The sequence below is a fragment of the Aeromicrobium sp. genome, from assembly GCF_014378035.1.
Classification (GTDB): domain Bacteria; phylum Actinomycetota; class Actinomycetes; order Propionibacteriales; family Nocardioidaceae; genus Aeromicrobium.
Map to the genome: position 1 here is coordinate 1 of NZ_JACMOM010000136.1, position 25,287 is coordinate 25,287.

The following is a 25,287-nucleotide window of genomic DNA, read 5'->3' on the forward strand; positions in this document are numbered from 1 at the left end:
CACGCCCCCGACTACCTCGATCAGTTCGACTTGGTGACGGCCGATGCGATGAAGGTCGACTCGTTGCCCGGCCCCGAGCCCACCGCTTTGGTCGCCAACCTGCCCTACAACGTCTCGGTGCCGGTGCTTCTGCACTTCTTCGAGCGCTTTGGGTCCATTCGGACGGGGCTGGTGATGGTGCAGGCGGAGGTCGCACACCGGCTTGCCGCCGGCCCGGGCTCCAAGACGTACGGGGTGCCCAGCGTCAAGGCCGCCTGGTATGCCGAGCTGCGCCTCGCGGGATCAGTCGGTCGTAATGTGTTCTGGCCCATGCCCAACGTCGAGTCGTCGCTCGTCTCCTGGACCCGTCGCCCGTCACCCGGCGACGAGACGCAACGGTTGCGGACGTTCGCCATCGTTGACGCCGCCTTCGCCCAACGACGCAAGACCCTGCGCGCGGCCCTCTCGGTCCTCGCCGGCTCGGGCGCGGCGGCGGAGGAGGCGCTCGTCGCTGCGGGCATCTCGCCGCAGGCCCGGGGTGAACAGCTCGGGGTCGAGGAGTTCTTCCGGCTGGGTCACTTCTTGAAACCGGTCTAGCTTGAAACCGGTCTAGTTTGAAACCGGTCTAGCTTGGAACCGGTCCTAGCCGGGGACCGGACCTCGCTTTCCTCAGATGTTCGGGTGGTGCTTCGCGTGCACGGCGCCGAGCACCGTCACGACGAGCGTGATCACCGCTGACAGCAACAGACCGGCGCTGAGGTGCCACGTCAGCAGTGCTGCCCCTGCTGCTGCGCCAGCGAGGATCAAGAGAACCGCGGTCACCCGTCGGGCACTGCCGCTTCCCTTGCCGGAACCGAGCACCGAGTCGGCGGCGAGGCCGGTGATGGTCGAGGTCACCACGACTGTCGTGACGTCCTTGACCCCGATGAAGCGGGCCGTCGAGGCCTGGATGCCCATCGCAGCACCCAGGACCGTCGTGATGGACACCGTGACGAGGTGGGACAGGTCCTCGCCGACGAAGAACAGGGCGACGCCGACCGACAGCGTCGCGACGGCGACGATCGACATCAGCACGGTGGTGCGTCCGGTCCAGCCCGGGTCGGCGCGCTTGAGCACCCGGCCACCGAGCGCTGCCCCGACCATGAATCCGGCCAGCGCCAGCAACGGACCGAGCACCGGCAGGCCGTCTGCGCCCACGAGTGCCATGCCCAGGATCACGACGTTGCCGGTCATGTTGCCGGTGAAGACGCGATCGAGACCGAGGTAACCGATGGCGTCGATGACACCCGTCGAGAACGTCAGCGCAAGCATCAGCCCCAGGTGGAACGAGTCCCTGGGGAGATGAGCAATGCGCTTGATCACACGATGAGTGTGCTGGATCGCTGTGCCACGGGGGGCCGCGGGGCCGTCGGGGGGATCCCCAGTGGCGCCAAGGTGGACGCACTAGGTTGATCGGGTGAGCACCACCGTCCGCGTCCCCGCGAAGATCAACCTCTGTCTCGGCGTCGGCCCGGTGCGCGCTGACGGTTTCCATCCGCTCGCGACGGTCTACCAGGCGGTCGACCTCCACGACGAGGTGCGAGCGACGGTGCGCGACGACGACCAGATCACTGTCGTGGTGCACACCGAGCTCGATTCGCGCGTGGAGATCGCCGTCGTGCCCGAGGACGACGACAACCTCGCGGTGCGCGCCGCGCGGCTGCTTCGCGAGCACGCCGGGGTGTCGACCGGCATCGACCTCGCAATCCGCAAGGTCATTCCCGTCGCGGGGGGCATGGCCGGCGGCTCCGCCGATGCCGCCGCCTCGTTGGTGGCCTGCAACGAGGCGTGGGGCACCGGCCTGTCGCGCGCTGAGCTCGAGTCGCTCGCGGCGCAGCTCGGCAGCGATGTGCCGTTCCTGCTGCACGGTGGCAATGCGATCGGCGGCGGTCGGGGCGAGACGATCAGCCCTGTCCTGGCACAGGGTTCCTACCACTGGGTGTTCGCCATGGCGCACGAAGGACTCTCCACCAAGGCTGTCTACGCCGAGTTCGACCGCCTCAACGCCCACGAGAGGGTGCCCGACCCAGAGGTACCCGACGGGCTGCTGGCAGCCCTGCGCGCCGGCGACGCTGAAGCCCTCGGCGAGTCACTCTCGAACGACCTCACCGAGGCGGCGCTGGCGCTTCGGCCCGAGCTCGAGGACACCCTCAGCATCGGCCTCGAAGCCGGCGCGCTGGGCGCGATCCTGTCCGGATCGGGCCCGACGGCGCTCTTCCTCGCCTCAGACGAGCAGCACAGCCTCGACATCGCCTTCGCACTCAGCAGCGCTTCGTCGTGTGCCGATGTGGTGCAGTCGCGCGGCCCCGTCACCGGCGCCCGACTGGCCTGACTGAGCCAACATTCCCCGCTTCTACCCTTCGCGGGGCCGGAAGCGACGCGGGTCAGGCGTCGATGAGCTCGGAGAGCTCGATCCAGCGTGCCTCGTGAGCGGCGATCTGCTTCTCGAGCTCCTGCACGGATGCCGACAGCGCGCTCAGACCGGGTCCGTCGCTGGGGTCGTGCTCAGCCATCTCGACGTGGAGGGCGTCGATGCGCGACGACAGCTTCTCCATCTTGCGGTCGATCGATGCGATCTCCTTCTTGGTGTTGCGCAGCTCGGCGCTCGACAGCGAGGAGGTCGGCGCCACGTGCCCCGCCGTGCTGGGGTTGGAAGCAGCGGGGGAGTCTTGTTCCTTGCGCAGGCGCAGGTACTGGTCGACGCCGCCCGGAAGGTGCCGGAAGTGTCCGTCGAGGATCGCGTACTGCTGGTCGGTGATGCGTTCGAGCAGGTAGCGGTCGTGCGACACGACGAGAAGCGTCCCGGGCCATGAGTCGAGCAGGTCCTCCATCGCGGCGAGCATGTCGGTGTCGAGGTCGTTGGTCGGCTCGTCAAGCACCAGGACGTTGGGCTCGTCGAGCAGGATCAGCAACAGCTGCAGACGCCGCTTCTGTCCACCAGACAGGTCGCGCACCGGCGTCGCCATCTGCGCGTTCGAGAAGCCCAGACGCTCGAGCAGCTGGCTCGGCGTCATCTCCTTGCCACCGGACACGTAGGCCGTGCGCTGCCGTCCGACGACGTCGCTGACCCGGTCGGAGCCCACCTCCTTGAGCTCGTTGAGCTCCTGTGTCAGGGTCACGACCTTGACGGTCTTGCCGCGCTTGACCCGGCCGGACGTCGGCTGGACCGCGCCGGTGACCAGCCCGAGCAGCGTGGACTTGCCGGCGCCGTTGGCACCCAGGACCCCGGTGCGTTCACCCGGCCCGATGCGCCACTCGATGTGCTTGAGCACCTCGTGGTCGTACGACACGCTGACGTCGAGGATGTCGACGACGTCCTTGCCGAGCCGCGAGGTCGCCATCTGCTTGAGCAGGATGGGGTCTCGCCCCGGCGGCTCGTTCTCGATCAACTCGTTGGCGGCGTCGATGCGGAACTTCGGCTTGGACGTCCGCGCAGGCGCTCCACGTCGCAACCACGCCAGTTCCTTGCGCATCAGATTCTGTCTCTTGGACTCGGTGGCCGAGGCGTGCCGGTCGCGTTCGACCCGCTGCAGGATGTACGCCGCGTAGCCGCCCTCGAACGGTTCGACGATCCCGTCGTGCACCTCCCACGTGGCGTTGCAGACCTCGTCGAGGAACCAGCGGTCGTGCGTCACCACCAGCAACCCGCCGGCGTTGGGCGACCAGCGTGTGCGCAGGTGGCCGGCCAGCCATGTGATGCCCTCGACGTCCAGATGGTTGGTGGGCTCGTCAAGGAACAGGACGTCGTCGTCGCCGACCAGCAGCGCGGCGAGAGCTACTCGCCGCCGCTGTCCGCCGCTGAGGGTCCCGACAACGGTGTCCCAACCGATGTCGGAGACCAGCCCTGCGATGACGTCACGAATCTTGGCGTCACCGGCCCACTCATAGTCGGGCTTGTCGCCGACGATGGCGTGGCCGACGGTCTGTTCCTGGTCGAGGGTGTCGGTCTGGTCGAGCATGCCGATGTGGACGCCACCACGGGTCGTCACGCGACCGGAGTCGGGCTTCATCAGCCCCGCGAAGATGCGCAGGAGGGTCGACTTGCCGTCGCCGTTGCGGCCGACGATGCCGATACGGTCGCCCTCGTCGATGCCGATGGTGACCGAGTCGAAGACGGTCTTGGTCGGGAAGTCGAGCGCGACGGACTCGACGCCGAGGAGATGTGCCACTGCACAAGTCTCCCATCGCCACCACGCAGGTCACGAATCGGCAGGTCCAGCCACCCCTGCGTGGTGGCGGTACAGCCGTGCGGCACGGCAGAGGCGGCCCCGCCGGCCGCTCAGCGGTCGAAGCGGTGCGACAGCGTGCGCAGTGCGTCGGCGAGGGACGACGCGTCGGCGGGGGAGAGGTCGACCAGCAGGGCGTGCTCGTGGGACAACAGTGCATCGAGCGCGCCGTCGACGGCGATCTTGCCCGACGCGCTGAGTCGGACCTGCACCCCGCGTCGGTCTGCTGGGTCGGGGAGGCGGTCGACGAGTCCCTTGCCGACGAGTCTGTCGACCCGGTTGGTCATCGTTCCGCTGGTCACCAACGTCTCCTGCACGAGTTGACCAGGAGACAGCTGGTAGGGCGACCCGGCCCGGCGCAGCGCAGACAGGACGTCGAACTCCGACGGCTCCAGACCGTGATCGGCGAAGGCCTTCTTACGGGCCCGGTCAAGGTGCAGGGCGAGCCGGGTGACGCGGCTGAGCACATGCATCGGGGAAACGTCGAGGTCGGGCCGTTCGTGCTGCCATGCGGCCACGAGGCGGTCGACGTCATCCATGGCTCCACCATATCGTCAAGAATCTTGATGTCGAGATTGTTCGTCCCGAGCACAGGATGCCTACTGGCACCACGATGGACTCATGACCGACCTTGCTGATGCCCACGTCCTCGTTCTTGGTGCGACCGGCGGGCTCGGCGCGCCGATCAGCCGCAGGCTGGTCGAAGCGGGGGCCAGAGTGTCGGTGTCGGGCCGGTCGGCCGACCGGCTCAAGGCTCTGGCCGCTGACCTCGGTGACGCCGTGGCGGGAGTGATGCCAGCTGACCTTCGTCTGCCCGGTGCCGCCGAGCACGTGGTGCGAGCGGCCGTCGAGGCCGGGGGACCGCTCACCGGAGTCGTCTACGCTGCCGGGGTGGTGGCTTTCGGTGACACGGTCGACCTCGACGACGACACCCTCGACGACCTTCTGCTGCTCAACCTCATCGCACCGATCCGCACCATCCGTGCAGCCGTGCCCCACCTCGACGCGGGTGGATTCATCGTCCAGCTCAGCGCCATCGTGGCTGAACGGCCCATGGCGGGCATGGCCGCCTACAGCGCAAGCAAGGCCGGCCTCACGGCCTTCGGCGTGGCCGCCGGGAGCGAGCTTCGGCGACGCAAGATTCGCCTCATCGACGCCCGCCCGCCGCACACCGAGACCGGACTGGCCGACCGTCCCATCGCCGGCAGCGCTCCCAAGCTGGGTGAAGGGCTGGCGCCGGACGCCGTGGCGGAGCGCGTGGTGCGCGCCATCATCGACGATGAGCGTCAGCTGGACTCCGTGGCGTTCACCGACTCCTGACGGCGTACGTTCGTCGCATGAATCCCACCTCCGCCGCAGACGCCGTCGCCCTCGGACCCACCCGGCAGGGCCGGTTGCTGGCCGCGGGCGACCTGACCTCGCGTGAGCTGACCGAGGCCACCCTGGCGGCGATCGCTCGCGAGAACCCGGCGATCAACGCGACGGTGGCCGTCTTTCCCGAGGAGGCGCTGGCCGCCTCCGACGAGGCCGACAGACGACGGGCCGCCGGCGAGTCGGGCCCGATGCTCGGCATCCCGATCGTGGTCAAGGACGACATCGACATCGGTGGCAAGGTCACTGGTCTCGGCAGCCGGGCCACGTCGACGCCAGCGGCAGCGGACACCGATCTCGTCGCGGCGATGCGTGCGGCCGGCATGGTCATCGTGGCCAAGGCGGCGCTGCCCGAGCTGGCGATCTTCGGGTTCACCGAGTCGGACGCCCTGGGCATCACACGCAACCCGCGCAACCCCGCCCACACACCGGGAGGTTCGTCCGGCGGCTCGGCGGCCCTCGTCGCCGCCGGTGCTGTCGGTATCGCGACGGCGTCGGACGGTGCAGGGTCGATCCGCATCCCCGCGGCATGCTGCGGGTTGGTGGGGTTCAAGCCCACCCAGGGCACCATGCCGAGCTCGGGTGGGTGGCACGACCTGTCGACGCAGGGTGGCCTCGCGGCCCGCGTCGCCGACAGCGCCCTCTTCCTGGAAACCTTCGGGACGTTCCCGACCTCCGTCGTCGACGCGGCAGCGGTGGACCCCGCCCCACTGCGGATCGGCCTGTCGTTCAGCGGGGCCGCCGCGACCAGGGCCCTGCCCCTCGACCCGCGGGTACGGGCCGCGCTCGAACGTACGGCCGAGATCTTCCGCGCCGCCGGGCACACCGTCACCGAGGTGACGGTCCCCTACCGGCTCGACTCCAAGTCGCTCACCGTCCGCTACCTCGCGGGCATACGCGACGTCGCCCGCGAGACTGACGACCCGACCCGCCTGGAGAAGCGGACGAAGGCCATCGCGCGGCTCGGCCGCCCATTCGGCCGCCGCTCCATCGAATGGGCAAAACGTGAGGGCAGGAAGTTCGGCGACGGGCTGCACGACAGGCTCGGCGTCGACATCCTCCTGACACCCGTCATGTCGGGCCCGGCCGTGCCGGTCGAGCACTGGAAGGGAAAGGGTGGCCTCTCGACCGTGATCTCGATGAACGCGTTCTATCCGTACACGGCCCAGTGGAACCATGCGGGGACGCCCGCCGTCTCGATGCCTGCGGGTGTCACTGCCGAGGAGGGCCTGCCGCTCGCCATCCAGCTCATCGCCCGCAGAAACGACGACGCCCGGCTGATGTCACTCGCCGGACAGCACGAGCGCGCAACCCGCAGCTCATGACCGCCTGGGACCCGGCTCGCTACCTGCAGTTCGCCGACGATCGGTCACGGCCGTTCATCGATCTGGTCGCGCGCATCGAGGGTGATCCGGCCTCGATCGTCGACCTCGGCTGCGGACCTGGTCACCTCACGGCGGTGCTGCGAGGCCGGTGGCCGGCAGCGGAGATCCTTGGAGTCGACTCCTCCGAGGAGATGCTCGACGTGGCTGTCTCCGCGAATGCTGACGACCACGCGTCATATGAGCTCGCCGACGTTGCCGCCTGGATCCCGCCGGAACCGGTCGACCTGATCGTCTCCAACGCGCTCTTCCAGTGGGTGCCTGAACAGCTGCCTGTCATCGGACGGCTCATCGCCGCGGTCGCTCCTGGCGGGACCTTCGCGTTGCAGGTGCCCAACAACTACGCAGGACCGAGCCACACCCTGCTGCACGACATCTCGTCGCGTGGTCCGTACGCGAGCCACACCGAAGGGCTCCACGACAATCGCGCCACCCCACCGGAGGCATACCTCGACCTGTTCAGCCGACTCGGCTGGGCAACCGACGTCTGGGAGACGACCTACCTGCATGTCTTGGGGACGGGTGGTCCCCACGGCGATGATCCGGTTTTCGACTGGATCTCCGGCACCGGCGCCCGGCCGATCCTCCAGGCGCTGCCCGACGGTCTGCGCGAAGAGTTCATCGAGACCTACAAGTCTGCGTTGCGGGAGGCATATCCGGCCCGCTCGTGGGGCACGGTGCTGCCGTTCACGCGTACCTTCGCGGTCGCCCGTCGTAGGTCCTGACTCCGGTACGCTGGCTGCTGCGATCCCCGGTTGGTCTGCCGGCAGGGCCCGCCGCACTTTGAATGCGGACTAGCGACGTAGGTTCGACTCCTACCCGGGGAGCCACACTCACACAGCATCAGCACCAGAAGGAGTCGCGTGAGCACCAGCCCACATTCGCCGCAGGTCACGGCCATCGTGCTGGCGGCAGGAGCCGGTACGCGGATGAAGTCCAACCGGGCCAAGGTGCTCCACGAGATCGCTGGGCGCAGCATGATCGAGCACGCGCTGGTGGCGGTGGCAGGGGCGGGCGTCTCGACCACGGTTGCCGTCGTCGGCCACGACCGTGACCAGGTGTCGGAAGCCATCACCGCGTACGACCCGCACGTGGTGCACGCCGTTCAGGACATCCAGCGGGGCACCGGGCACGCCGTACAGATTGCCCTCGACGCGTTGGACGAAGCGCCCGAGGGCACCGTGCTGGTGACCTACGGAGACGTGCCGCTGCTCTCGTCCCAGACGCTGTCCGAGCTGCTGCTCGACCATCGTGCGGCCGGCCGCATCGTCACGATCCTGTCAGCCGAGCTCGACGACCCCACAGGCTACGGCCGCATCCTGCGAGACGGCGACGGAGCCGTCACCGCCATCCGGGAGCACAAGGACGCCAGCGACGACGAGCGGTCGGTGCGCGAGATCAACAGCGGCATCCTCGCGGTCGACGCCGATTTCCTTCGCCACGCGGTGTCCAGCCTCGAGGCCAACAACGCGCAGGGCGAGCTCTACCTCACCGACATCATCGGCAAAGCCGTCGCGGAGGGCAGGCCTGTCGGCGCGCATGTGCTCGAGGACGTCTGGCAGACCGAGGGCGTCAATGACCGGGCCCAGCTCGCTCGCCTCGGCCGTGAGCTCAACAGCCGCCTGACCGACCACTGGATGACCGAGGGCGTCACGATCGTCGACCCCCAGACCACCTGGATCGACTCCGCCGTGACGCTTGCGACCGACGTCACGCTGCTGCCCGGCACCCAGCTGCTCGGCGCCACCGTCGTCGGGGTCGGCTCGACGATCGGGCCCGACACCACACTGCGCAACGTGGAGGTCGGCGCCCACGTGACCATCGTCCGCACGCACGGCTCCGACGCGGTGGTCGGCGACAACGCCACGGTTGGCCCGTTCGCCTTCTTGCGGCCCGGAGCCGATCTCGGCGAGGGCGGCAAGATCGGCACCTTCGTCGAGGTCAAGAACTCGATCATCGGTGCCGGTGCCAAGGTGCCCCACCTGTCGTACGTCGGTGACGCCGAGATCGGCGAGGGCACCAACATCGGGGCCGGCACGATCTTCGCCAACTACGACGGCGTCAACAAGCACCGCACGACGGTCGGCCGACACGCCAGAACCGCTTCGAACAACACGTTCGTCGCACCGGTCACGATCGGCGACGGCGCATTCACGGGTGCCGGGACAACGATCCGCGAGGACGTGCCGCCGGGGGCGCTGGCGGTCGGCACGGCGCGGCAGAGGAACATTGAGGGATGGGTAGCCGACAGACGTGCGGGGACCTCGTCGGACAAGGCTGCGAACCATGCCGCCGAAACAGTTGGGGAGACCTCGGGTGACTAGCCTGTCCAAACGCACGCCGGTGCGCAACATGCTGCTGTTCTCTGGCCGCGCGCACCCCACCTTGGCGCAGGAGGTGGCCGACCTTCTGCAGATCGACCTCGTGCCGACCACGTCGTACGACTTCGCCAACGGCGAGATCTACGTGCGGTTCGAGGAGTCGGTCCGCGGCTGCGACGCCTTCGTCATCCAGAGTCACGCCGCCCCCATCAACGAGGCGATCATGGAGCAGCTCCTCATGATCGACGCCCTCAAGCGGGCCTCCGCCAAGCGCATCACCGTGATCCTGCCGTTCTACGGCTACGCCAGGCAGGACAAGAAGCACCTCGGTCGTGAGCCCATCTCGGCGCGACTCATGGCCGACCTCTTCCTCACTGCCGGCGCCGACCGGCTCATGACGGTCGACCTCCACACGGCGCAAATCCAGGGTTTCTTCGACGGCCCGGTCGACCACCTCCTCGCGATGCCGATCCTGACTCGTCACGTCAAGAAGAAGTACGGCAAGAAGCCGCTCGCAGTGGTCTCGCCGGATGCGGGCCGCATCAAGGTTGCCGAGTCGTGGGCAGCATCGCTCGGTGGCGCGCCGCTGGCGTTCATCCACAAGACCCGCGACCCCCGCAAGCCCAACGAGTCGAAAGCCAACCGCGTCGTCGGTGACGTCACCGACCGCGTCTGCATCCTGGTTGATGACCTCATCGACACTGGCGGGACAATCGTGCAGGCGGCCGAGGCGTTGATGGCCGACGGTGCCGCCGACGTCGTGATCGCCGCCACCCACGCGGTGTTCTCGGGGCCGGCTGTCGACCGGCTGAAGAACTCCACCGCGTGTGAGGTCATCGTGACCAACACCCTGCCGATCTCCGACGACCAACGCTTCGACAAGCTCACCGTGCTGTCGATCGCTCCTCTGCTGGCGCAGGCCACCGCAGCGGTGTTCGAAGAGGGCTCGGTCACAAGCTTGTTCAAGAACTGATGCGCTGATGGCCAGCCCGGGCAACCGTCGGGCCGCGGGTGAGGGCGCGGTGGGGGGCGCGATCGGGGGCGGAATCCTCGGTCTCGTGGCAGGCGTGTTCCTGAGTCTCCTGTCCGTCAGCGTCGAATCCTCGACCTCCACGAGCGGTGCAGCACCGCTGGTCGTCCTCACTCTCGTGTTGGTCGTGGTCGGTGCCGTGATCGGTGCCGCCGTGGCCGCCCTGCTCGGCGTCGGCGTGGCAGCAGTGGGACGCCAGGCTGATGCCGGTCGCATACCCCTACGGGTCCAACGTCTTGGTTTCTCGCTCCTCATGGCCGCGGGCGGGTTCTTCATCGGCGGTGCCGTCGTGGGGCGGGTGGCTGAGAACGTGCTGGGATCCGCTGAGCACGAGACGGCCTCGGTTGTTGCCGCCGTCGCTGGAGCGATCATCGCGCTGTGCGTGGGTGTCGTGGCCTGGCGCCGGCACGCGCGTGCAGCCGCCGAGAGCTGACCGGCAACGATTTCCCGCACCCGTGACTTAGGGATAGACTCAGCGGGTTGCCGCGGCGAGGGTCCGTCAGGACCGTGATCGACAAGGTGCTCCACAGGAGTGCTGTGTTGAGCGCCTGGCCGGGCGACGACCAACTTTTCGATTCACGCACCATTTCTAGGAGATTTTCCCCGTGGCTGAGATCAAGATCGCTGCTGAGACGCGCACCGAGTTCGGCAAGGGCGCGGCCCGCCGCATCCGTCGTGACGACAAGGTGCCCGCCGTCCTCTACGGACACGGCACCGAGCCCGTGCACGTCACGCTTCCGGGACACCAGCTGATGATGGCGCTCAAGAACTCGAACGCGCTGCTCACGATCGACCTCGGTACCGACCAGCACCTGGCCATCCCGAAGCAGGTCCAGCGTGATCCGCTGCGTGGATTCATCGAGCACGCCGACCTGCTCATCGTCCGCAAGGGCGAGAAGGTCACCGTCGACGTCCGCATCATCCTGGTAGGCGAGGCACTCAGCGGCACGCTCGTCATCCAGGAGAACAACACCATCGCCGTCGAGGCCGAGGCCACGCACATCCCCGAGAGCTTCGAGATCTCGATTCAGGGCCTCAAGGACGGCGCGCAGATCCACGCGGGCGACATCGAGCTGCCCACCGGCTCGGTGCTCGCGGTCGACTCCGACCTGCTCATCGTCAACATCACCGAGGGCCAGACCGAGGCCCAGCTCGACGCTGAGCTCGCCGAGGCCGAGGCCGAGGCCGGCATCGAGCACGACGCGACCAACGCCGAAGAGGCTGCGGCTGATGGCCAGGTAGCGGCGAGCGACACGGCTTCGTGAGTCGGATGCTCGAGTGACCTGGTTGGTCGTCGGGCTCGGCAATCCGGGCCCGACGTACGCCAGCACTCGACACAACGTCGGTTATCTCGTGGCAGACGCGCTTCTCGCTCGCTCCGGAGGCGGCTGGAAGAAGCACAAGTCCGGCCGTGCCGACGTCGTCGAGGGACGGCTCGCCGGCGAGCGGGCCGTGCTGGGTCGCAGCCGCTCATTCATGAACGAAAGTGGAGGACCGGTCTCGACCCTGTCGTCGTTCTTCGACGTCGAGCCGGATCACCTCGTCGTCATCCATGATGAGCTCGACATCGACTTCGGGATGCTCCGAGTCAAGCTCGGAGGGGGCGACAACGGCCACAACGGCCTCAAGTCGATCCGGCAGTCGATCGGCACGGGAGACTTCTTCCGGGTGCGCGTCGGCATCGGCCGCCCTCCGGGTCGCCAGAGCGTGCACGACTTCGTGCTCAAGCCGTACACGGTCGCCGAGCGCAAGGACCTCCCGACCTACGTCGAGGAGGCCGCCGACGCGGTGGAGAGCCTGATCACCCAGGGACTAGAAGTCACCCAGAGCGCGTTCAACCGATAGATGTCCTCCTCCAGCACGCCGCTCTCAGGACTGGCCGCTCTTGTCGCGTCCGAGCCCACGATCGTCGCCGCCCTGGCCGATCGTGCCGACGGCCTGGCCGTCCTCGACCTCCAGGCGCCCGAGCCGCTCCGTCCGTTCCTCACGCACGCGCTCGCCCAACAGTCGACGGTCCTCGCGGTCACCGCGACCGCGCGGGAGGGTGAAGACCTCGTCGCCCAGCTCGGCGAGCTGCTCGGCGCAGACGCCGTGGCCTACTTCCCGGCGTGGGAGACCCTTCCGCACGAACGTCTCTCGCCTCGTTCGGACACCGTCGGCCGACGTCTTGCGGTGCTGAGACGACTGGTCCACCCGACGGCCGTTGACGAGCATGGCTCTGACACCGCGACCGGCCCGCTGCGTGTCATCGTGGCGCCGGTGCGGTCGCTGCTCCAGCCACAGGTCAAGGGACTTGCCGATCTCACGCCGGTCGAGCTGCACAAGGGTGACGAGGTCGTGCTCGACCATGTCGTCCGTGACCTCGCTGGTGCGGCCTATTCACGCGTCGACCTCGTCGAGCGTCGTGGCGAGTTCGCTGTGCGCGGAGGCATCATCGACGTCTTCCCACCCACCGAGGAGCACCCCCTCCGCGTCGAGTTCTGGGGCGACACCGTCGATGAGATCCGCCGCTTCGCGGTCGCCGACCAGCGCACTCTCGAAGAGGTCACCCACGTGTGGGCGCCGCCGTGCCGTGAGCTCCTGCTCACCGATGAGGTCAGGGAGCGTGCTCGCGTGCTCGCCGAGGCCCATCCCTCGCTCACCGAGATCTTCACGAAGCTGTCCGAGGGGCACGCTGTGGAGGGCATGGAGTCCCTCGCCCCGGTGCTGGTGGACACGGGGGGTACCCCCGCCGATGGGGGAGTACCCGGCGGGGGAATGGAGCTGCTGGTCGAGCTGCTGCCGGCCCGGTCTGCCGTCCTGCTCCTCGATCCCGAGCGCATCCGGGCCCGGGCCGCCGACCTCGTCGCCACGAGCGAGGAGTTCTTGCAGGCGTCCTGGGCGGCAGCCGCGACGGGGGCCGAGGCCCCGATCGACCTCGGGTCGGCGGCCTTCCGCACGCTCGACGACGTGCGCCTCGAGACACTCGGTCTCGGACACACCTGGTTCGCCCAATCTCCTTTCGGGCTCGACACCGATGATGGTTCGAGGACTGTCGACATGGAGCCCGCCGCGGCCTACCGGGGCGACACCGCAGCCGCCCTCAGCGACATCCGCGGCTGGATCGCCGCTGGCATGCGGGTCGTCTTCGTGGCCCCGGCCCACGGACAGGCCCAGCGCACGGTCGAGTGGCTCGCCGAGAACGACGTCGCCGCAGCACTCGACGCGGGCGACGCTGCCGCCCCACCGACCGCGGGCGTCGTACAGGTCAGCTGCGGTGAGCTGCAGCACGGGTTGGTGTCTCCGCCGCTCCGTCTGGCCGTGCTCACCTACGACGACCTCGTCGGCCAGCGCACCGCCGACCGAACCGATCGCAAGATGCCGGCCCGGCGCCGCAAGCAGGTCGACCCGCTCGAGCTCGCCACCGGCGACCACGTCGTGCACGAGCAGCACGGCGTCGGACGCTATGTCGAGCTGATGCAGCGCGTCGTGCAGGGAGCGGCGCGTGAGTACCTCGTCATCGAGTACGCCCCGTCGAAGCGTGGCCATCCCGCTGACCGGCTGTTCGTCCCGATGGACCAGCTCGACCAGATCAGCCGTTACGTGGGCGGGGAGTCGCCCAGCCTCGACCGCCTCGGCGGTTCCGACTGGACGACCCGCAAGAACAAGGCCCGCAAGGCCGTGCGCCAGATCGCCGGCGAGCTGATCAAGCTCTATGCTGCGCGCCAGGCCACCAAGGGGCACGCCTTCGGGCCTGACACGCCGTGGCAGGCCGAGCTCGAGGACGCCTTCGCGTTCGTCGAGACCCCCGACCAGATGGTGACGATCGACGAGGTCAAGCGCGACATGGAGCGCACCATGCCGATGGATCGCCTGGACTGCGGCGTCGTCGGCTACGGGAAGACCGAGATTGCGGTGCGGGCGGCGTTCAAGGCCATCCAGGACGGCAAGCAGGTCATCCTGTTGGTGCCCACCACGTTGCTCGTGCAGCAGCACTACGCCACCTTCGCCGAGCGGTTCGGGCAGTTCCCCGTCGTGATCAGGCCGCTCTCGCGGTTCCAGTCAGACAAGGAGTCGAAGGAGACCCTCGCCGGGCTCGCCGACGGCACGATCGACCTCGTCATCGGCACCCACCGCGTGCTGCAGCCCGGGGTGAAGATCAAGGATCTCGGCCTCGTGATCGTCGATGAGGAGCAGCGCTTCGGCGTCGAGCACAAGGAGGCGCTCAAGATGCTGCGCGCCGCCGTCGACGTGCTCTCGATGTCGGCCACGCCCATCCCGCGCACGCTCGAGATGGCCGTCACCGGCATCCGCGAGATGTCGACGATCGCCACCCCGCCCGAGGAGCGGCACCCCGTCCTGTCGTTCGTCGGGGCCTACGAGGACCGCCAGATCATCGCCGCGATCCGCCGTGAGCTGCTGCGCGAGGGGCAGGTGTTCTTCATCCACAATCGGGTGCAGAGCATCGACAAGGCCGTCGCCAAGATCAAGGAGCTCGTGCCGGAAGCCCGGGTGGCGGCGGCACACGGCCAGATGGGCGAGCACCAGCTCGAGGAGGTCATGGTCGACTTCTGGGAGAAGCGCTTCGACGTCCTGGTCTGCACCACGATCGTCGAGTCGGGCCTCGACGTCTCCAACGCCAACACCATGATCATCGAGCGCGCCGACACCCTCGGGCTCTCCCAGCTGCACCAGCTGCGCGGACGTGTGGGCCGCAGCCGCGAACGTGCCTACGCCTACTTCCTCTACCCGCCGGACAAGCCGCTCACCGAGACCGCCCACGATCGGCTCGCGACGATCGCGCAGCACTCCGAGCTCGGCGGCGGCATGGCCGTGGCGATGAAGGACCTCGAGATCCGTGGGGCAGGCAACCTGCTCGGCGGCGAGCAGTCAGGCCACATCGCCGATGTCGGCTTCGACCTCTACATACGCCTCGAGGGGGAGGCGGTCGCGGAGTTCCGTGGCGACGCCGAGCCTGAGCGCGAGGTCAAGATCGAGCTGCCGATCGAGGCGCACCTGCCGCACGACTACGTCGAGAGCGAACGCCTGCGCCTCGAGATGTACAAGCGTCTTGCCGACGTTCGTGCCGTCTCCGACGTCGACGAGCTGCGGGCCGAGCTGGTCGACCGTTACGGCGAGCCGCCCGAGCCCGTCGAGGTGCTGCTGGAGGTCGCCCGTCTGCGCGTGCGTGTGCGCGACGCCGGCCTGACCGAGGTCACGGCCGCCGGGCCCAACATCCGTTTTGCGCCGCTTCGGCTGCCTGACTCGGCGCAGATGCGCCTGCAGCGCATCTACCCGCGCAGCACCTACAAGGTGTCCGCCGAGATCGCCCTCGTGCCGCGCCCCAAGACCGCGCCCATCGGCGGCACCCCGCTGCGCGACCGCGAGCTGCTCGAGTGGACCCGCACCGTCATCGACACCCTCGTGCCGGCTGCCGCTCCCGTGCCGGCCTAGTCCTACTCCCTAGCCGGCCTTCTCCTCGCGAAGCTTCGGCTCGGTGGCGTTCTTGGGCTTGATGCCGTGCTTGTCGGCGTAGAAGGCACGGACGATGTCCATGTCGGCCCCCACGTCAGCCGATGCGTGGAACGTCGGGCCGAACCCCAAGGTCTTGCTCGGTGGGTCGAAGAACGCCAGTGTGATCGGAAGGTTCGTCTCCTTCGACAGACGCAGGAAGCCGGACTTCCAGAACTCGCCCTTGCCACGCGTTCCCTCTGCCGCGAGGATCAGTCGGAACGGCTCACCAGTGCCCGCCTCGGCCACCAGGTCGCGCACGACGGTGCCCGCGTTGTCGCGGTCGAGCGGAACCCCGCCGAAGGCGCGCAGGACCCAGCCGAGGGGCCCCTTGAACAGCTGCTTCTTCACCAAGACCCGCGGATGGGCGCCGCCGTGCCACATGACCAGCAGCATCGTGATGAAATCCCAGTTGGACGTGTGCGGCGCGCCGACCAGGATGCCCGACTGGGGCACCTCACCCACCATCTGGTAGCCCATCACGCGCACGATTCTCCGGGCCAGTCGTTGCCGCATCATGTGGTGGATCCTATCGGCCGCGCCGCCAGCGAATCCTTCGCCCCGAGTCCTCCCGAGTCCTCCCGAGTCCCCCCTGAGTGTGACGTTTCTGCTGCCGAAACGTCGCTCTGGCAGCAGAAACGTCACACTCGGCGGTGCCGCGAGCGTGGACGCACCGCGCATCGACAGTCCGGTGACACACCATCGAACAGTTGCGAATGACAACAGCCGTACTAGCGTCGACCCATGGCTTTTCACGGGATCTTCCGTACCAAGGACGTCGATGACGTCATCAAGCAGAACGACGAGAAGCCGGACGAGGGAGAGCACTACACCCGCCTGAGCAAACGACTGACGTCGTGGGACCTCATGGGATTCGGCATCGGCATCGTGATCGGCACGGGCATCTTCACGCTCACCGGCGTGGGCGCGAAGAACTACGCCGGGCCCGCCATCATGATCTCGTTCCTCATCGCTGGGGTCGTCGCCGTGCTCGCGGCCATCTGCTACGCCGAGCTGGCGGCCGCCGTGCCCACCGCGGGCAGCTCGTACACGTACGCCTACACCACGATCGGCGAGGTCTTCGCGTGGATCATCGCGTGGGACCTCATCCTCGAATTCGCCCTCGGTGCCGCTGTCGTCGCGCGCGGCTGGTCGGGCTACCTGCAGGACTCCTTCGGGCTGCCGAAGGCCTTCTTCGGCGAGGAGGACTCGGTCATCAACCTCGGCGCTGTCTTCATCGTGCTCGTGCTCGGATTCGTTGCGGCGATCGGCATCCGGGAGGCCAAGTGGCTCACCAACGCGCTGGTTGTCATCAAGGTCTCGGTGTGCCTTTTCGTCATCGCGATCGGCATCTTCTTCGTCAAGGCCGCCAACCTGACGCCGTACGTCCCCAAGTCCAAGCCGCTCCCCGAGAGCGACTCGCTGGGCGGACTCAAGCAGCCGCTCTGGCAGTTCGTCTCCGGCGCGCAGCCGACCACGTTCGGTGTCACGGGCGTCTTCGTCGCGGCCGCGATCGTGTTCTTCGCCTACAGCGGTTTCGAGGCTGTCGCCAACCTCGGCGAGGAGACCAAGGACCCGGGGAAGGACATGCCGCGTGGGCTTCTCGGCACGTTGGCGATCTGCACCTTCCTCTATGTCCTGGTGTGCTTCGTGCTCACCGGCATGGTCAAGTACACCGACCTCAGCGAGGGAGCGCCGATCTCGGACGCCTTCAGACAAGTCGGCCTCGGCTGGGCTGGTGTCCTGATCGGGGTCGCGGCGATCGCCGGCCTCACGTCGGTGATCCTCGTCGACATCGTCGCGATGGGACGCATCGGTTTCGCGCTGTGCCGCGACGGGCTGCTGCCCCCCTCGTTCGGCGTGATCCACGAGAAGTACCACACCCCCGTGCGCATCACGGTCGTCACGACCATCGGGGTCGCCGTTCTCGCCGCGTTCGTCCCGCTCGCCGCTCTCGCGGAGATGGTGAGCATCGGAACGTTGTTCGCCTTCCTCGTCGTCTCCATCGCCGTGGTCGTGCTGCGCCGCACCAAGCCACAGATGAAGCGTCCGTTCCGCGCGCCACAGGTGCCGATCCTGCCGATCACGTCGGCCGTGCTCTGCGTCGGCCTGATGACCAACCTCGCCGTCGAGACATGGTTGCGGTTCATCATCTGGCTCGTCGTCGGGCTCGTCGTGTACGTGTTCTACGGTCGATCGCACTCGCACCTCAACAAGGATTCCGTGGAGAGCTGACCGCACGGCGGGGCGGTCGGGGCGCGTGGGTAATCTGGACGCGCATCGACAGAAGAGGTCCACATGTTGACTCGTGCACGCGTAGCCGTCCTCGGCCTCGTCGGCCTGAGCCTGGCCGCCTGCGGCAACGTCCATCCCGGTGATGCCGCCGTCGTAGACGGGAGGTCGATCTCGATGGAGTCCCTCGACCGCACCGCCGAGGCCTACTGCACGCTCACGGTGGGTGCCGGCGCGGCGCAGGGTGCGCCTGCGGTCAGCAACTCAGACGTCCGACGTCAGGCAGTCACGGCACTCGTCTCGATCGTCGTGGCCCGCAAGCTCAGCAAGAGTGAGGCCGTCGTGGTCAACCCGGCCTCGTACGAGTTGACGACCGCGCAGCAGGATCAGATCGCCAAGGCGTTCCCCAAGGAGAACCTTGCGCGCCTGGGCAGGGCCATCGAGGAGAGTCAGGAAGTAGCGGCCATCGCCGTCGCGCTGGCTGAGAAGAGCACGGGCGAAAAGCGCACGGCTGCCAACGAGACCCAGCTCGCCCAGACCGGGCAGGCTCAGATCCTCAAGGCGTTCAAGGCCAATGACGTCCGCTTCGCCCCACGTTTCGGCCTCAGCCAGTCGGCCCGACCGAGCGCCGGCAGCGGTTCGCTCTCGGCCGCATCCTCCACGACGAACGTACCCACGGGGGATGCGCTCCCCGTCGCCCAACGCTGCAGCTGATGCGCATCCTCGTGCTCAGCCCTCGGGTGGCTCCGGGCATCATGACGGTCGACGCCTGGGACGCGCTGCGCGCTGCGACCGTCGTGCATGCCGCGGTCGAGGACGGGCACGTGCGAGCGGTCGTCGCGTCCGGCATCGCCGTCAAGGTCTCGACCGACCCGCCGTCGTACGCCCCGGGCACGGTGTGGATCGCTCCGACCGGTGACACCGCGTGGGCCCGCACGGTGGCCGACGACCTCATGAGCGCCGGGCCGGACATCGCCGACATCGAGGTGGTCTTCGGGTCGTATGACCTGCCCGGATCGGGGCTCCTGGATGTCGTCGACGTCATGGACCGGCTGCGTCGGGAGTGCCCGTGGACGGCACAGCAGACCCACGAGACTCTCAGCCACTACCTGCTGGAGGAGGCGCACGAGACCCTCGAGGCGCTCGACACCGGCGACAGCGACCACCTGCGTGAAGAGCTGGGTGACCTCCTGATGCAGATCGTCTTTCACGCGCGCATTGCCGCCGAGGGCGAAGGGTGGGACATCGACGACGTCGCGGCCGGCATCGCGGGCAAGCTGGTCTACCGCAACCCGCACGTGTTCGGCAACGTGACCGTCGGCAGCGCCGAGGAGGTCGACGCGAACTGGCAGCGGCTCAAGGCCACCGAGAAGCAGCGGACCTCGCCGTTCGACGGCATCCCGACGACGCTGCCGGCACTCGCCTACGCCGACAAGGTCCTCAGCCGCTTTGGCGATGTCGACATCACCGGCACTGACCTCGGCGCGAGGTTGCTCTCACTCGTGCGCGACGCGCGAGCCCAGGGCGAGAATGCCGAGGAAGCTCTGCGCCAGGCCACCCGAGCGCCCACGAGTCGCTGAGGCCGGCTCGCGAGTCCCTGACTCGCCCGGACCCTGCCCGGGACGGAGCCCTGCACGGACTAGGCTGGCCACACATTCTGATCTTCACCCACGTTCTGGTCTAGGAGCATCTGTGGCACGCATCGACGCAGTCGGCGCACGGGAAATTCTCGATTCGCGAGGAAATCCGACAGTCGAGGTCGAGGTTGCCCTCGACGACGGCACGATCGGACGGGCGGCAGTTCCGTCGGGCGCCTCCACCGGCGCCTTCGAGGCGGTCGAGCTGCGTGACGGTGGCAAGCGCTATCTCGGCAAGGGCGTGCTCAAGGCAGTCGCCGGTGTCAACGACAAGATCGGCAAGGCGCTCATCGGCTTCGAGGCCGACGACCAGCGCGCGATCGACCAGGCGATGATCGACCTCGACGGCACCCTCAACAAGGCAAAGCTCGGCGCGAACGCCATCCTCGGTGTCTCGCTCGCCACCGCCAAGGCCGCCGCCGACTCAGCCAAGCTGCCGCTGTTCCGCTATGTCGGAGGTCCCAACGCCCATGTCCTGCCCGTGCCGATGCTCAACATCCTCAACGGCGGGTCGCACGCCGACTCCAACGTCGACGTCCAGGAGTTCATGATCGCGCCGATCGGCGCGCCGACGTTCTCCGAGGCGCTGCGCATGGGCGCCGAGGTCTACCACTCGCTCAAGTCGGTCCTCCACGCGCAGGGACTTTCCACGGGGCTCGGCGACGAGGGCGGTTTCGCCCCGGACCTCGACTCCAACCGCGCCGCGCTCGATCTGATCTCCACCGCCGTCGAGGGGGCTGGGCTGAGGGTCGGCACCGACATCGCCTTCGCCCTCGACGTGGCGGCGTCGGAGTTCTTCACCGACGGCGCCTATGCGTTCGAGGGCCACCAGAAGAGTGCCGAAGAGATGTCGGCCTACTACGCCGAGCTCGTCGCGGCCTACCCGATCGTCTCGCTCGAGGATCCCCTCGACGAGGATGACTGGGACGGCTGGGCCACTCTCACCGAGACGATCGGCCACGAGGTGCAGATCGTGGGTGACGACCTCTTCGTCACCAACGTCGAGCGCCTCAGCCGCGGCATCACCGAGGGATCGGCCAACGCACTGCTCGTGAAGGTCAACCAGATCGGATCGCTGACCGAGACACTCGACTCGGTCGACCTCGCCCACCGCCACGGTTTCTCGTGCATGATGAGCCACCGCTCCGGCGAGACCGAGGACACCACGATCGCCGACCTCGCGGTGGCCACCAACTGCGGCCAGATCAAGACCGGCGCACCCGCCCGCTCCGACCGTGTGGCGAAGTACAACCAGCTGCTCCGCATCGAGGAGCTGCTCGGCTCTGCGGCCTCCTACGCCGGCGCCTCCGCCTTCCCGCGGCTGGCGCTGTAGGGCCGATGGCCTCGCGCTCGTCACGCGGTCCCGGACGGGGCTCGTCCAAAGGGCAGGGTCCGTCCGGGCAGGCTCGGGGCCGCCAGTCGTCCCGCGGGCGGATGCCCCACAAACCCGCACGGGCCGGCTCCGGGCCGCAGCTCACGACCCGCGCCATCGTGCTGCTGTCGGTCGTCCTGCTCCTGCTCGCGTCGTACACGTCGACCCTGCACGCGTGGTGGGACCAACGGCGCGACATCCAGTCGACCAAGGCAGAGATCGTGCTGCGCAAGCAGGAGATCGTCGACCTCAACGATCAGCGAGGCCGCTGGAACGACCCGGCCTACGTCAAGCAGCAGGCGAAGGCGCGGTTCGGTTTCGTCCTGCCCGGAGAGATCGGCTATCGGGTGATCGGTAGCGACGGCACGGTGCAGGGCGACGTCCCGACGCTCGACGCGCCACCGCCGCCCTCCACCACCGAGTGGTACGACAAGCTCTGGGGCAGCGTCAAGGAGTCAGGCCGGTCGCCGAAGGCCCCTGGCAGCACGACCGCACCCGACGCGCCTTTCAAGAAGAAGGTGTTGGAGAGGCAGTGACTGCTCACGCCAACGCCGTGGCGCAGCTCGACCTCGACGCCGTCGCCGACCAGCTGGGCCGTCCTCCGAGAGGCATCCTCGCGGTCATGTCCCGATGCCCGTCGGGCCATCCCAACGTCGTCAAGACCGAGCCTCGCCTCGACGACGGGACGCCGTTCCCGACGATGTTCTACCTCACGTGTCCCCGCCTCGCGGCCGAGATCGGGACACTCGAGGCATCCGGCCTGATGCGAGAGATGAGTGCGAGGATCCTCCAGGACCCAGAGCTCGCCCAGCACTATCGGAGCGCGCACGAGCAGTACCTCGCCGAACGCGAGCAGATCGGGCACGTGCCGGAGATCGACGGGATCACCGCCGGCGGCATGCCGACTCGCGTCAAGTGCCTCCACGTCCTGGTCGGCCACTCGCTCGCGAAGGGCCCCGGCGTCAACCCGCTCGGCGACGAGGCGCTCGCCCTGCTCGGTGACTGGTGGACCGGCAACGAGTGCGGGCCGGTCACGACCTGACGGCGCTGTACTCGACCTCGGGCCGCCCGGTACCTCCGTACCTCGTGGCTCGCGAGAGCTGTCCCAGGTCTGTCAGGTGCTCGAGGTAGCGGCGGGCCGTGACGCGTGACGAGCCGATCATCTCGGCGACCTCTCCGGCGCTGGCTGCCCCAGGTGCGTCGTCGAGGGTCCGGCGCACCGCTTCGAGCGTCTGGACGCTCAGGCCCTTGGGCAGCGTGTGGTCGCCCGGCACCGGTCGCATCGCACCGAAGACGGCGTCGACGGACTGCTGGTCGATCGACTCGCCCTGCTCGAGGGTCTGCCGGAACGCGGCGTACTGACGCAGCTTGATCTCGAACATCGCGAACGTGAACGGCTTGAGGAGGTAGGCGACGACGCCCTGGGCGACCGCCTGCCGGACGATGTCGGCGTCGGGGGCGGACGTGACGGCGATGACGTCGTGCAGCCGGCCGGTGGCGCGCAGCTGGCGCAGGAGATCAAGCCCGTGGCCGTCGGGGAGGTTCATGTCCAGCAGCACCAGATCGATGCGGGCAGCGTCTGTGCGGGTGGGGCCGAGCTCGCGGACGGCATCCTGGAACGACCGCGCGACTGCCACCACCTCGAAGTCCGGCATGCGCTCGACGTACGTGCGGTGCGCCTCGGCGGCGATCTGCTCGTCCTCGACGATCAACACCCGGATCGTCACGCCCCACCCCCGACCTGCACGTCGAACTCGGCTCCACCGAGCGGGCTGGTGCGGACGTCGGCCGAGCCGCCGTGGCGACGGACGATCTGGCCGACCAGCGCGAGGCCGATGCCGCGCCCCGTTGCCTCGTCGGACGACTTGGTCGACCAGCCGCGGACGAACACCGATGCGCGGTCGGCGGGGGCGACCCCGGCCCCGCTGTCCTCGACCCGGAGCCGGAGCAGGTCGGCCGACGAGGTGAGGGTGAGGCGCACCAGCTTGTCGTCCGATGACTGGGCTGCATCGATGGCGTTGTCGAGCAGGTTGCCAAGCACCGTCACGGCCTCGTGCGCGGTGAGGACCATGCCGCTGACCCGGGTCGAAGGATCGATCGTGAGCTCGACCCCGCGCTCGACTGCCTGAGTGGTCTTGCCGAGCAGCAGCGCGGCCACCACGGGCTCCTCGATCGACTCGACCATGCGGTCGGCGAGTCGCCGAGCGACATCGAGCTCGCGGGTCGCGAACTCGATGGCGTCCTGCGGGCGGCCGATCTCGATCACCGACACCATGGTGTGCATGCGGTTGGTCGACTCGTGGTCCTGCGCGCGCAACGCCTCGGCCAGTCCGCGCACCGTGTCGAGCTCGGCGGTCACGCTCTGCAGCTCGGTGCGGTCGCGCAGGGTGACCACGGAGCCCACCTCGCGTCGTTCCCACCGCGCCGGGGCCTTGTTGACGACCAGCACCCGGTCACCCACGACGTGCACGCCGTCGTGCAGCACCTCGCCGCTCGCGAGCGCCGCGACGAGCCCGGGCTCGAGCCCGAGCCCGGCCAGCGATGTGCCGACGGCAGACTCATCGATGCCGAGGAGTCGAGCGGCCTCCTCGTTCATCAGCGTCAGCCGGCCAGCTGGATCGAGCAGCAGCAGCCCCTCGCGCACGGCCCGCAGCACGGCGTCGTAGTACTCGTACATGCGGGTGATCTCCTGCTCGCCGAGCCCGTGCGTCTGTCGGCGTAGGCGGCGACTGACAAGCCACGCGCCGAGTGCGCCGAGCAGGCCGGCACCAAGCGCGGCGCCGATGATGCGGGGAAGCGCGGCGAAGACCTGCTTGTCGACCTTCTGGTTGGTGATGCCGACCGAGACGAGACCGTGCACCGTCCCGTCGACCTGCACCGGCACGACGGCGCGGACCGACGGCCCGAGCGTCCCGGTGTAGTTCTCTGTGAAGGACTGCCCGCGCACCGCGTGGGTGATGTGGCCGAGGAAGGTCTTGCCGATGTTGCCCGGGTCGGGGTGGCTGTAGCGGACGCCGGACGTGTTCATCACCACGACGAAGTCAGTGTCGGTGGCGCGGCGCACCCGCTCGGCGTACGGCTGGAGCGCCGTCGACGGGTCGGGGTCGTCGAGGGCGGTACGCACCGTGGGCGACGTGGCCACCGCGAGTGAGATGTCGAGGGCCCGGTCGCGTGCCGTCGAGCGGCTGTCGCTGCGGGCGTCGATCCACGCAAGGGCAGTACCGCCGATCACGAGGGTCAACACCACGACGAGCTGCCACACCAGCATCTGGCGGGCAACGGTGCTCTCCCGAAAGCGTGCGCTCCGGCCAGACCCCCTGCTGCCTCGGAGCCGAGAGCGAAGCGGGAGGTGGGGCATGGACGCATTCTCCCTGACGCGGCAGTGGATGCGCGAACAGGCTGTGACGGGCATCACGAACTCTAAGAACACAACGGTGACGGCGGTCACATGCCGTCGATGCTGGGGACGCACACCCCACAGTCCAGGAGGACTCATGTCATCGAATCCGACGCGCACGGCCCGCAAGGACCGCACGCACTACCTCTATCTTGCGGTCATCGGCGCTGTCATCGCCGGCATCACCGTCGGGCTCGCGGCGCCCGGCCTGGCGGTCGAGCTCAAACCACTCGGCACGGGGTTCGTGGCCCTCATCAAGATGATGATCTCGCCGATCATCTTCTGCACCCTCGTGCTCGGCGTCGGGTCGGTGGCCAAGGCGTCCCAGGTCGGCAAGGTCGGCGGACTCGCTCTCGGCTACTTCGTCACGATGTCGTTCGTCGCGTTGACGATCGGGCTCGTGGTCGGCAACTTCCTCAAGCCCGGTGAGGGCCTCAAGATCACGTCGGACGTCGCCACTGCCGGAAACGACCAGCTGTCGACCGAGTCACAGACGAGCACCGAATTCGTGTTGCACATGATCCCTGACACCCTCTCCTCGTCACTGACGTCCGGGCAGATTCTCCAGACGCTGTTGGTGGCGCTGCTGGTCGGCTTCGCGCTCCAGGCGATGGGCTCGGCCGGCACGCCGGTCCTCACCGGCATCGGTCATATCCAGAAGGTCGTCTTCCGCATCCTGTCGATGATCATGTGGGCGGCGCCGATCGGTGCTTTCGGCGCCATGGCCGCAGTCGTCGGCGAGACGGGTGTCGACGCGCTCAAGGCGCTTGCCGTCATCATGTTCGGCTTCTACGTCACGTGTGCCTTGTTC

General features: G+C 68.3%; 24 protein-coding genes and 1 tRNA gene. 19 read left to right on the top strand and 6 right to left on the bottom strand.

The annotated features are described in order from the left end of the window. The coding region (locus H7290_RS07025) for an rRNA adenine dimethyltransferase family protein (protein WP_290513309.1) at positions 1-576 on the top strand (576 nt) is incomplete at its 5' end. A gap of 72 nt (positions 577-648) precedes the next feature. Here the strand turns inward: H7290_RS07025 and H7290_RS07030 are convergent. Continuing rightward, complete coding sequence (locus H7290_RS07030) at positions 649-1,341, bottom strand: YoaK family protein (protein WP_290513310.1); 693 nt, start codon at positions 1,339-1,341, stop codon at positions 649-651. Between the two features lie 94 nt (positions 1,342-1,435). Between H7290_RS07030 and H7290_RS07035 the strand changes: the two genes are divergently transcribed. Continuing rightward, positions 1,436-2,350, top strand: coding sequence for a 4-(cytidine 5'-diphospho)-2-C-methyl-D-erythritol kinase (locus H7290_RS07035; protein WP_290513311.1), 915 nt, complete (start codon positions 1,436-1,438; stop codon positions 2,348-2,350). 52 nt (positions 2,351-2,402) lie between these two features. On the opposite strand, the gene H7290_RS07040 is transcribed toward H7290_RS07035, so the two are convergent. Together H7290_RS07040 and H7290_RS07045 are read right to left on the bottom strand one after the other, a co-directional pair. Further along, positions 2,403-4,187 carry an ABC-F family ATP-binding cassette domain-containing protein gene (locus tag H7290_RS07040; protein WP_290513312.1) on the bottom strand — a complete coding sequence of 595 codons (1,785 nt, stop codon included), beginning with the start codon at positions 4,185-4,187 and terminating at the stop codon, positions 2,403-2,405. Between the two features lie 110 nt (positions 4,188-4,297). Further along, a complete protein-coding gene (locus H7290_RS07045) occupies positions 4,298-4,783 on the bottom strand; it encodes a MarR family transcriptional regulator (protein WP_290513313.1) in 486 nt (161 codons plus the stop codon). An 82-nt stretch (positions 4,784-4,865) separates the two neighbouring features. Here H7290_RS07045 and H7290_RS07050 point away from each other — a divergent pair, with 82 nt between their 5' ends. The 10 genes from H7290_RS07050 (at position 4,866) to mfd (ending at position 15,781) form a co-directional block, all read left to right on the top strand. Further along, positions 4,866-5,564 (top strand): SDR family NAD(P)-dependent oxidoreductase, encoded by a 699-nt coding sequence (locus tag H7290_RS07050; RefSeq protein WP_290513314.1) that lies wholly within the window; start codon positions 4,866-4,868, stop codon positions 5,562-5,564. 17 nt (positions 5,565-5,581) lie between these two features. Continuing rightward, positions 5,582-6,940, top strand: coding sequence for an amidase family protein (locus H7290_RS07055; RefSeq protein WP_290513315.1), 1,359 nt, complete (start codon positions 5,582-5,584; stop codon positions 6,938-6,940). Beyond that, positions 6,937-7,722, top strand: a complete 786-nt coding sequence (locus H7290_RS07060) for a methyltransferase domain-containing protein (RefSeq protein ID WP_290513316.1) — start codon at positions 6,937-6,939, stop codon at positions 7,720-7,722. Before H7290_RS07055 ends, H7290_RS07060 begins: the two co-directional genes overlap by 4 nt. A gap of 23 nt (positions 7,723-7,745) precedes the next feature. Then, a tRNA-Gln gene (locus tag H7290_RS07065) sits at positions 7,746-7,827 on the top strand. A gap of 33 nt (positions 7,828-7,860) precedes the next feature. Then, on the top strand, positions 7,861-9,321 hold the full coding sequence (gene glmU / locus H7290_RS07070) for a bifunctional UDP-N-acetylglucosamine diphosphorylase/glucosamine-1-phosphate N-acetyltransferase GlmU (protein ID WP_290513317.1): 1,461 nt from the start codon (positions 7,861-7,863) through the stop codon (positions 9,319-9,321). Position 9,322: 1 nt separating this feature from the next. After that, positions 9,323-10,291: a ribose-phosphate diphosphokinase gene (locus H7290_RS07075; RefSeq protein WP_366927605.1), complete on the top strand. Its 969-nt coding sequence runs from the start codon at positions 9,323-9,325 to the stop codon at positions 10,289-10,291. A gap of 7 nt (positions 10,292-10,298) precedes the next feature. After that, entirely contained in the window at positions 10,299-10,781 is a 483-nt protein-coding gene (locus H7290_RS07080) for a hypothetical protein (protein ID WP_290513319.1), read from the top strand. Between the two features lie 172 nt (positions 10,782-10,953). After that, positions 10,954-11,613, top strand: coding sequence for a 50S ribosomal protein L25/general stress protein Ctc (locus H7290_RS07085; protein WP_290513320.1), 660 nt, complete (start codon positions 10,954-10,956; stop codon positions 11,611-11,613). Positions 11,614-11,626: 13 nt separating this feature from the next. Continuing rightward, positions 11,627-12,193, top strand: a complete 567-nt coding sequence (gene pth, locus H7290_RS07090) for an aminoacyl-tRNA hydrolase (RefSeq protein ID WP_290513321.1) — start codon at positions 11,627-11,629, stop codon at positions 12,191-12,193. Continuing rightward, positions 12,194-15,781, top strand: a complete 3,588-nt coding sequence (gene mfd / locus H7290_RS07095) for a transcription-repair coupling factor (protein WP_290513322.1) — start codon at positions 12,194-12,196, stop codon at positions 15,779-15,781. It abuts the gene before it with no gap. Between the two features lie 9 nt (positions 15,782-15,790). Here mfd and H7290_RS07100 read toward each other — a convergent pair whose 3' ends face one another. Next, positions 15,791-16,357: a 1-acyl-sn-glycerol-3-phosphate acyltransferase gene (locus H7290_RS07100; protein WP_290513323.1), complete on the bottom strand. Its 567-nt coding sequence runs from the start codon at positions 16,355-16,357 to the stop codon at positions 15,791-15,793. Positions 16,358-16,582: 225 nt separating this feature from the next. On the opposite strand from H7290_RS07100, the gene H7290_RS07105 reads away from it, so the two are divergent. The 6 genes from H7290_RS07105 (at position 16,583) to H7290_RS07130 (ending at position 22,121) form a co-directional block, all read left to right on the top strand. Continuing rightward, a complete protein-coding gene (locus tag H7290_RS07105; protein ID WP_290513324.1) occupies positions 16,583-18,073 on the top strand; it encodes an amino acid permease in 1,491 nt (496 codons plus the stop codon). A gap of 63 nt (positions 18,074-18,136) precedes the next feature. Further along, on the top strand, positions 18,137-18,784 hold the full coding sequence (locus tag H7290_RS07110; RefSeq protein ID WP_290513325.1) for a hypothetical protein: 648 nt from the start codon (positions 18,137-18,139) through the stop codon (positions 18,782-18,784). Further along, positions 18,784-19,650 carry a MazG family protein gene (locus tag H7290_RS07115; protein WP_290513326.1) on the top strand — a complete coding sequence of 289 codons (867 nt, stop codon included), beginning with the start codon at positions 18,784-18,786 and terminating at the stop codon, positions 19,648-19,650. Before H7290_RS07110 ends, H7290_RS07115 begins: the two co-directional genes overlap by 1 nt. Before the next feature lie 112 nt (positions 19,651-19,762). Then, positions 19,763-21,040 carry a phosphopyruvate hydratase gene (eno, locus tag H7290_RS07120; protein ID WP_290513327.1) on the top strand — a complete coding sequence of 426 codons (1,278 nt, stop codon included), beginning with the start codon at positions 19,763-19,765 and terminating at the stop codon, positions 21,038-21,040. Positions 21,041-21,141: 101 nt separating this feature from the next. After that, the gene (locus H7290_RS07125) at positions 21,142-21,615 is read left to right on the top strand and encodes a septum formation initiator family protein (protein ID WP_290513328.1); all 474 of its coding nucleotides are present in this window, start codon (positions 21,142-21,144) and stop codon (positions 21,613-21,615) included. Beyond that, on the top strand, positions 21,612-22,121 hold the full coding sequence (locus H7290_RS07130; RefSeq protein WP_290513329.1) for a DUF501 domain-containing protein: 510 nt from the start codon (positions 21,612-21,614) through the stop codon (positions 22,119-22,121). Before H7290_RS07125 ends, H7290_RS07130 begins: the two co-directional genes overlap by 4 nt. On the opposite strand, the gene H7290_RS07135 is transcribed toward H7290_RS07130, so the two are convergent. Then, the gene (locus tag H7290_RS07135) at positions 22,111-22,806 is read right to left on the bottom strand and encodes a response regulator (protein ID WP_290513330.1); all 696 of its coding nucleotides are present in this window, start codon (positions 22,804-22,806) and stop codon (positions 22,111-22,113) included. The two genes, H7290_RS07130 and H7290_RS07135, sit on opposite strands and share 11 nt — an antisense overlap. Continuing rightward, positions 22,803-24,437, bottom strand: coding sequence for a sensor histidine kinase (locus H7290_RS07140; protein WP_290513331.1), 1,635 nt, complete (start codon positions 24,435-24,437; stop codon positions 22,803-22,805). Before H7290_RS07140 ends, H7290_RS07135 begins: the two co-directional genes overlap by 4 nt. 136 nt (positions 24,438-24,573) lie before the next feature. Between H7290_RS07140 and H7290_RS07145 the strand changes: the two genes are divergently transcribed. Continuing rightward, a partial coding sequence (locus tag H7290_RS07145) for a cation:dicarboxylase symporter family transporter (protein WP_290513332.1) occupies positions 24,574-25,287 on the top strand: 714 nt, incomplete at its 3' end.

What these genes read in the sequence shown, in the direction of transcription:
- H7290_RS07045 (WP_290513313.1), bottom strand. Translation starts at nt 4,783, where the DNA reads ATGGATGACGTCGACCGCCTCGTGGCCGCATGGCAGCACGAACGGCCC.
- H7290_RS07050 (WP_290513314.1), top strand. Translation starts at nt 4,866, where the DNA reads ATGACCGACCTTGCTGATGCCCACGTCCTCGTTCTTGGTGCGACCGGC.
- H7290_RS07055 (WP_290513315.1), top strand. Translation starts at nt 5,582, where the DNA reads ATGAATCCCACCTCCGCCGCAGACGCCGTCGCCCTCGGACCCACCCGG.
- H7290_RS07060 (WP_290513316.1), top strand. Translation starts at nt 6,937, where the DNA reads ATGACCGCCTGGGACCCGGCTCGCTACCTGCAGTTCGCCGACGATCGG.
- H7290_RS07080 (WP_290513319.1), top strand. Translation starts at nt 10,299, where the DNA reads ATGGCCAGCCCGGGCAACCGTCGGGCCGCGGGTGAGGGCGCGGTGGGG.
- mfd (WP_290513322.1), top strand. Translation starts at nt 12,194, where the DNA reads ATGTCCTCCTCCAGCACGCCGCTCTCAGGACTGGCCGCTCTTGTCGCG.
- H7290_RS07100 (WP_290513323.1), bottom strand. Translation starts at nt 16,357, where the DNA reads ATGATGCGGCAACGACTGGCCCGGAGAATCGTGCGCGTGATGGGCTAC.
- H7290_RS07105 (WP_290513324.1), top strand. Translation starts at nt 16,583, where the DNA reads ATGGCTTTTCACGGGATCTTCCGTACCAAGGACGTCGATGACGTCATC.
- H7290_RS07110 (WP_290513325.1), top strand. Translation starts at nt 18,137, where the DNA reads ATGTTGACTCGTGCACGCGTAGCCGTCCTCGGCCTCGTCGGCCTGAGC.
- H7290_RS07115 (WP_290513326.1), top strand. Translation starts at nt 18,784, where the DNA reads ATGCGCATCCTCGTGCTCAGCCCTCGGGTGGCTCCGGGCATCATGACG.
- H7290_RS07125 (WP_290513328.1), top strand. Translation starts at nt 21,142, where the DNA reads ATGCCCCACAAACCCGCACGGGCCGGCTCCGGGCCGCAGCTCACGACC.
- H7290_RS07140 (WP_290513331.1), bottom strand. Translation starts at nt 24,437, where the DNA reads ATGCCCCACCTCCCGCTTCGCTCTCGGCTCCGAGGCAGCAGGGGGTCT.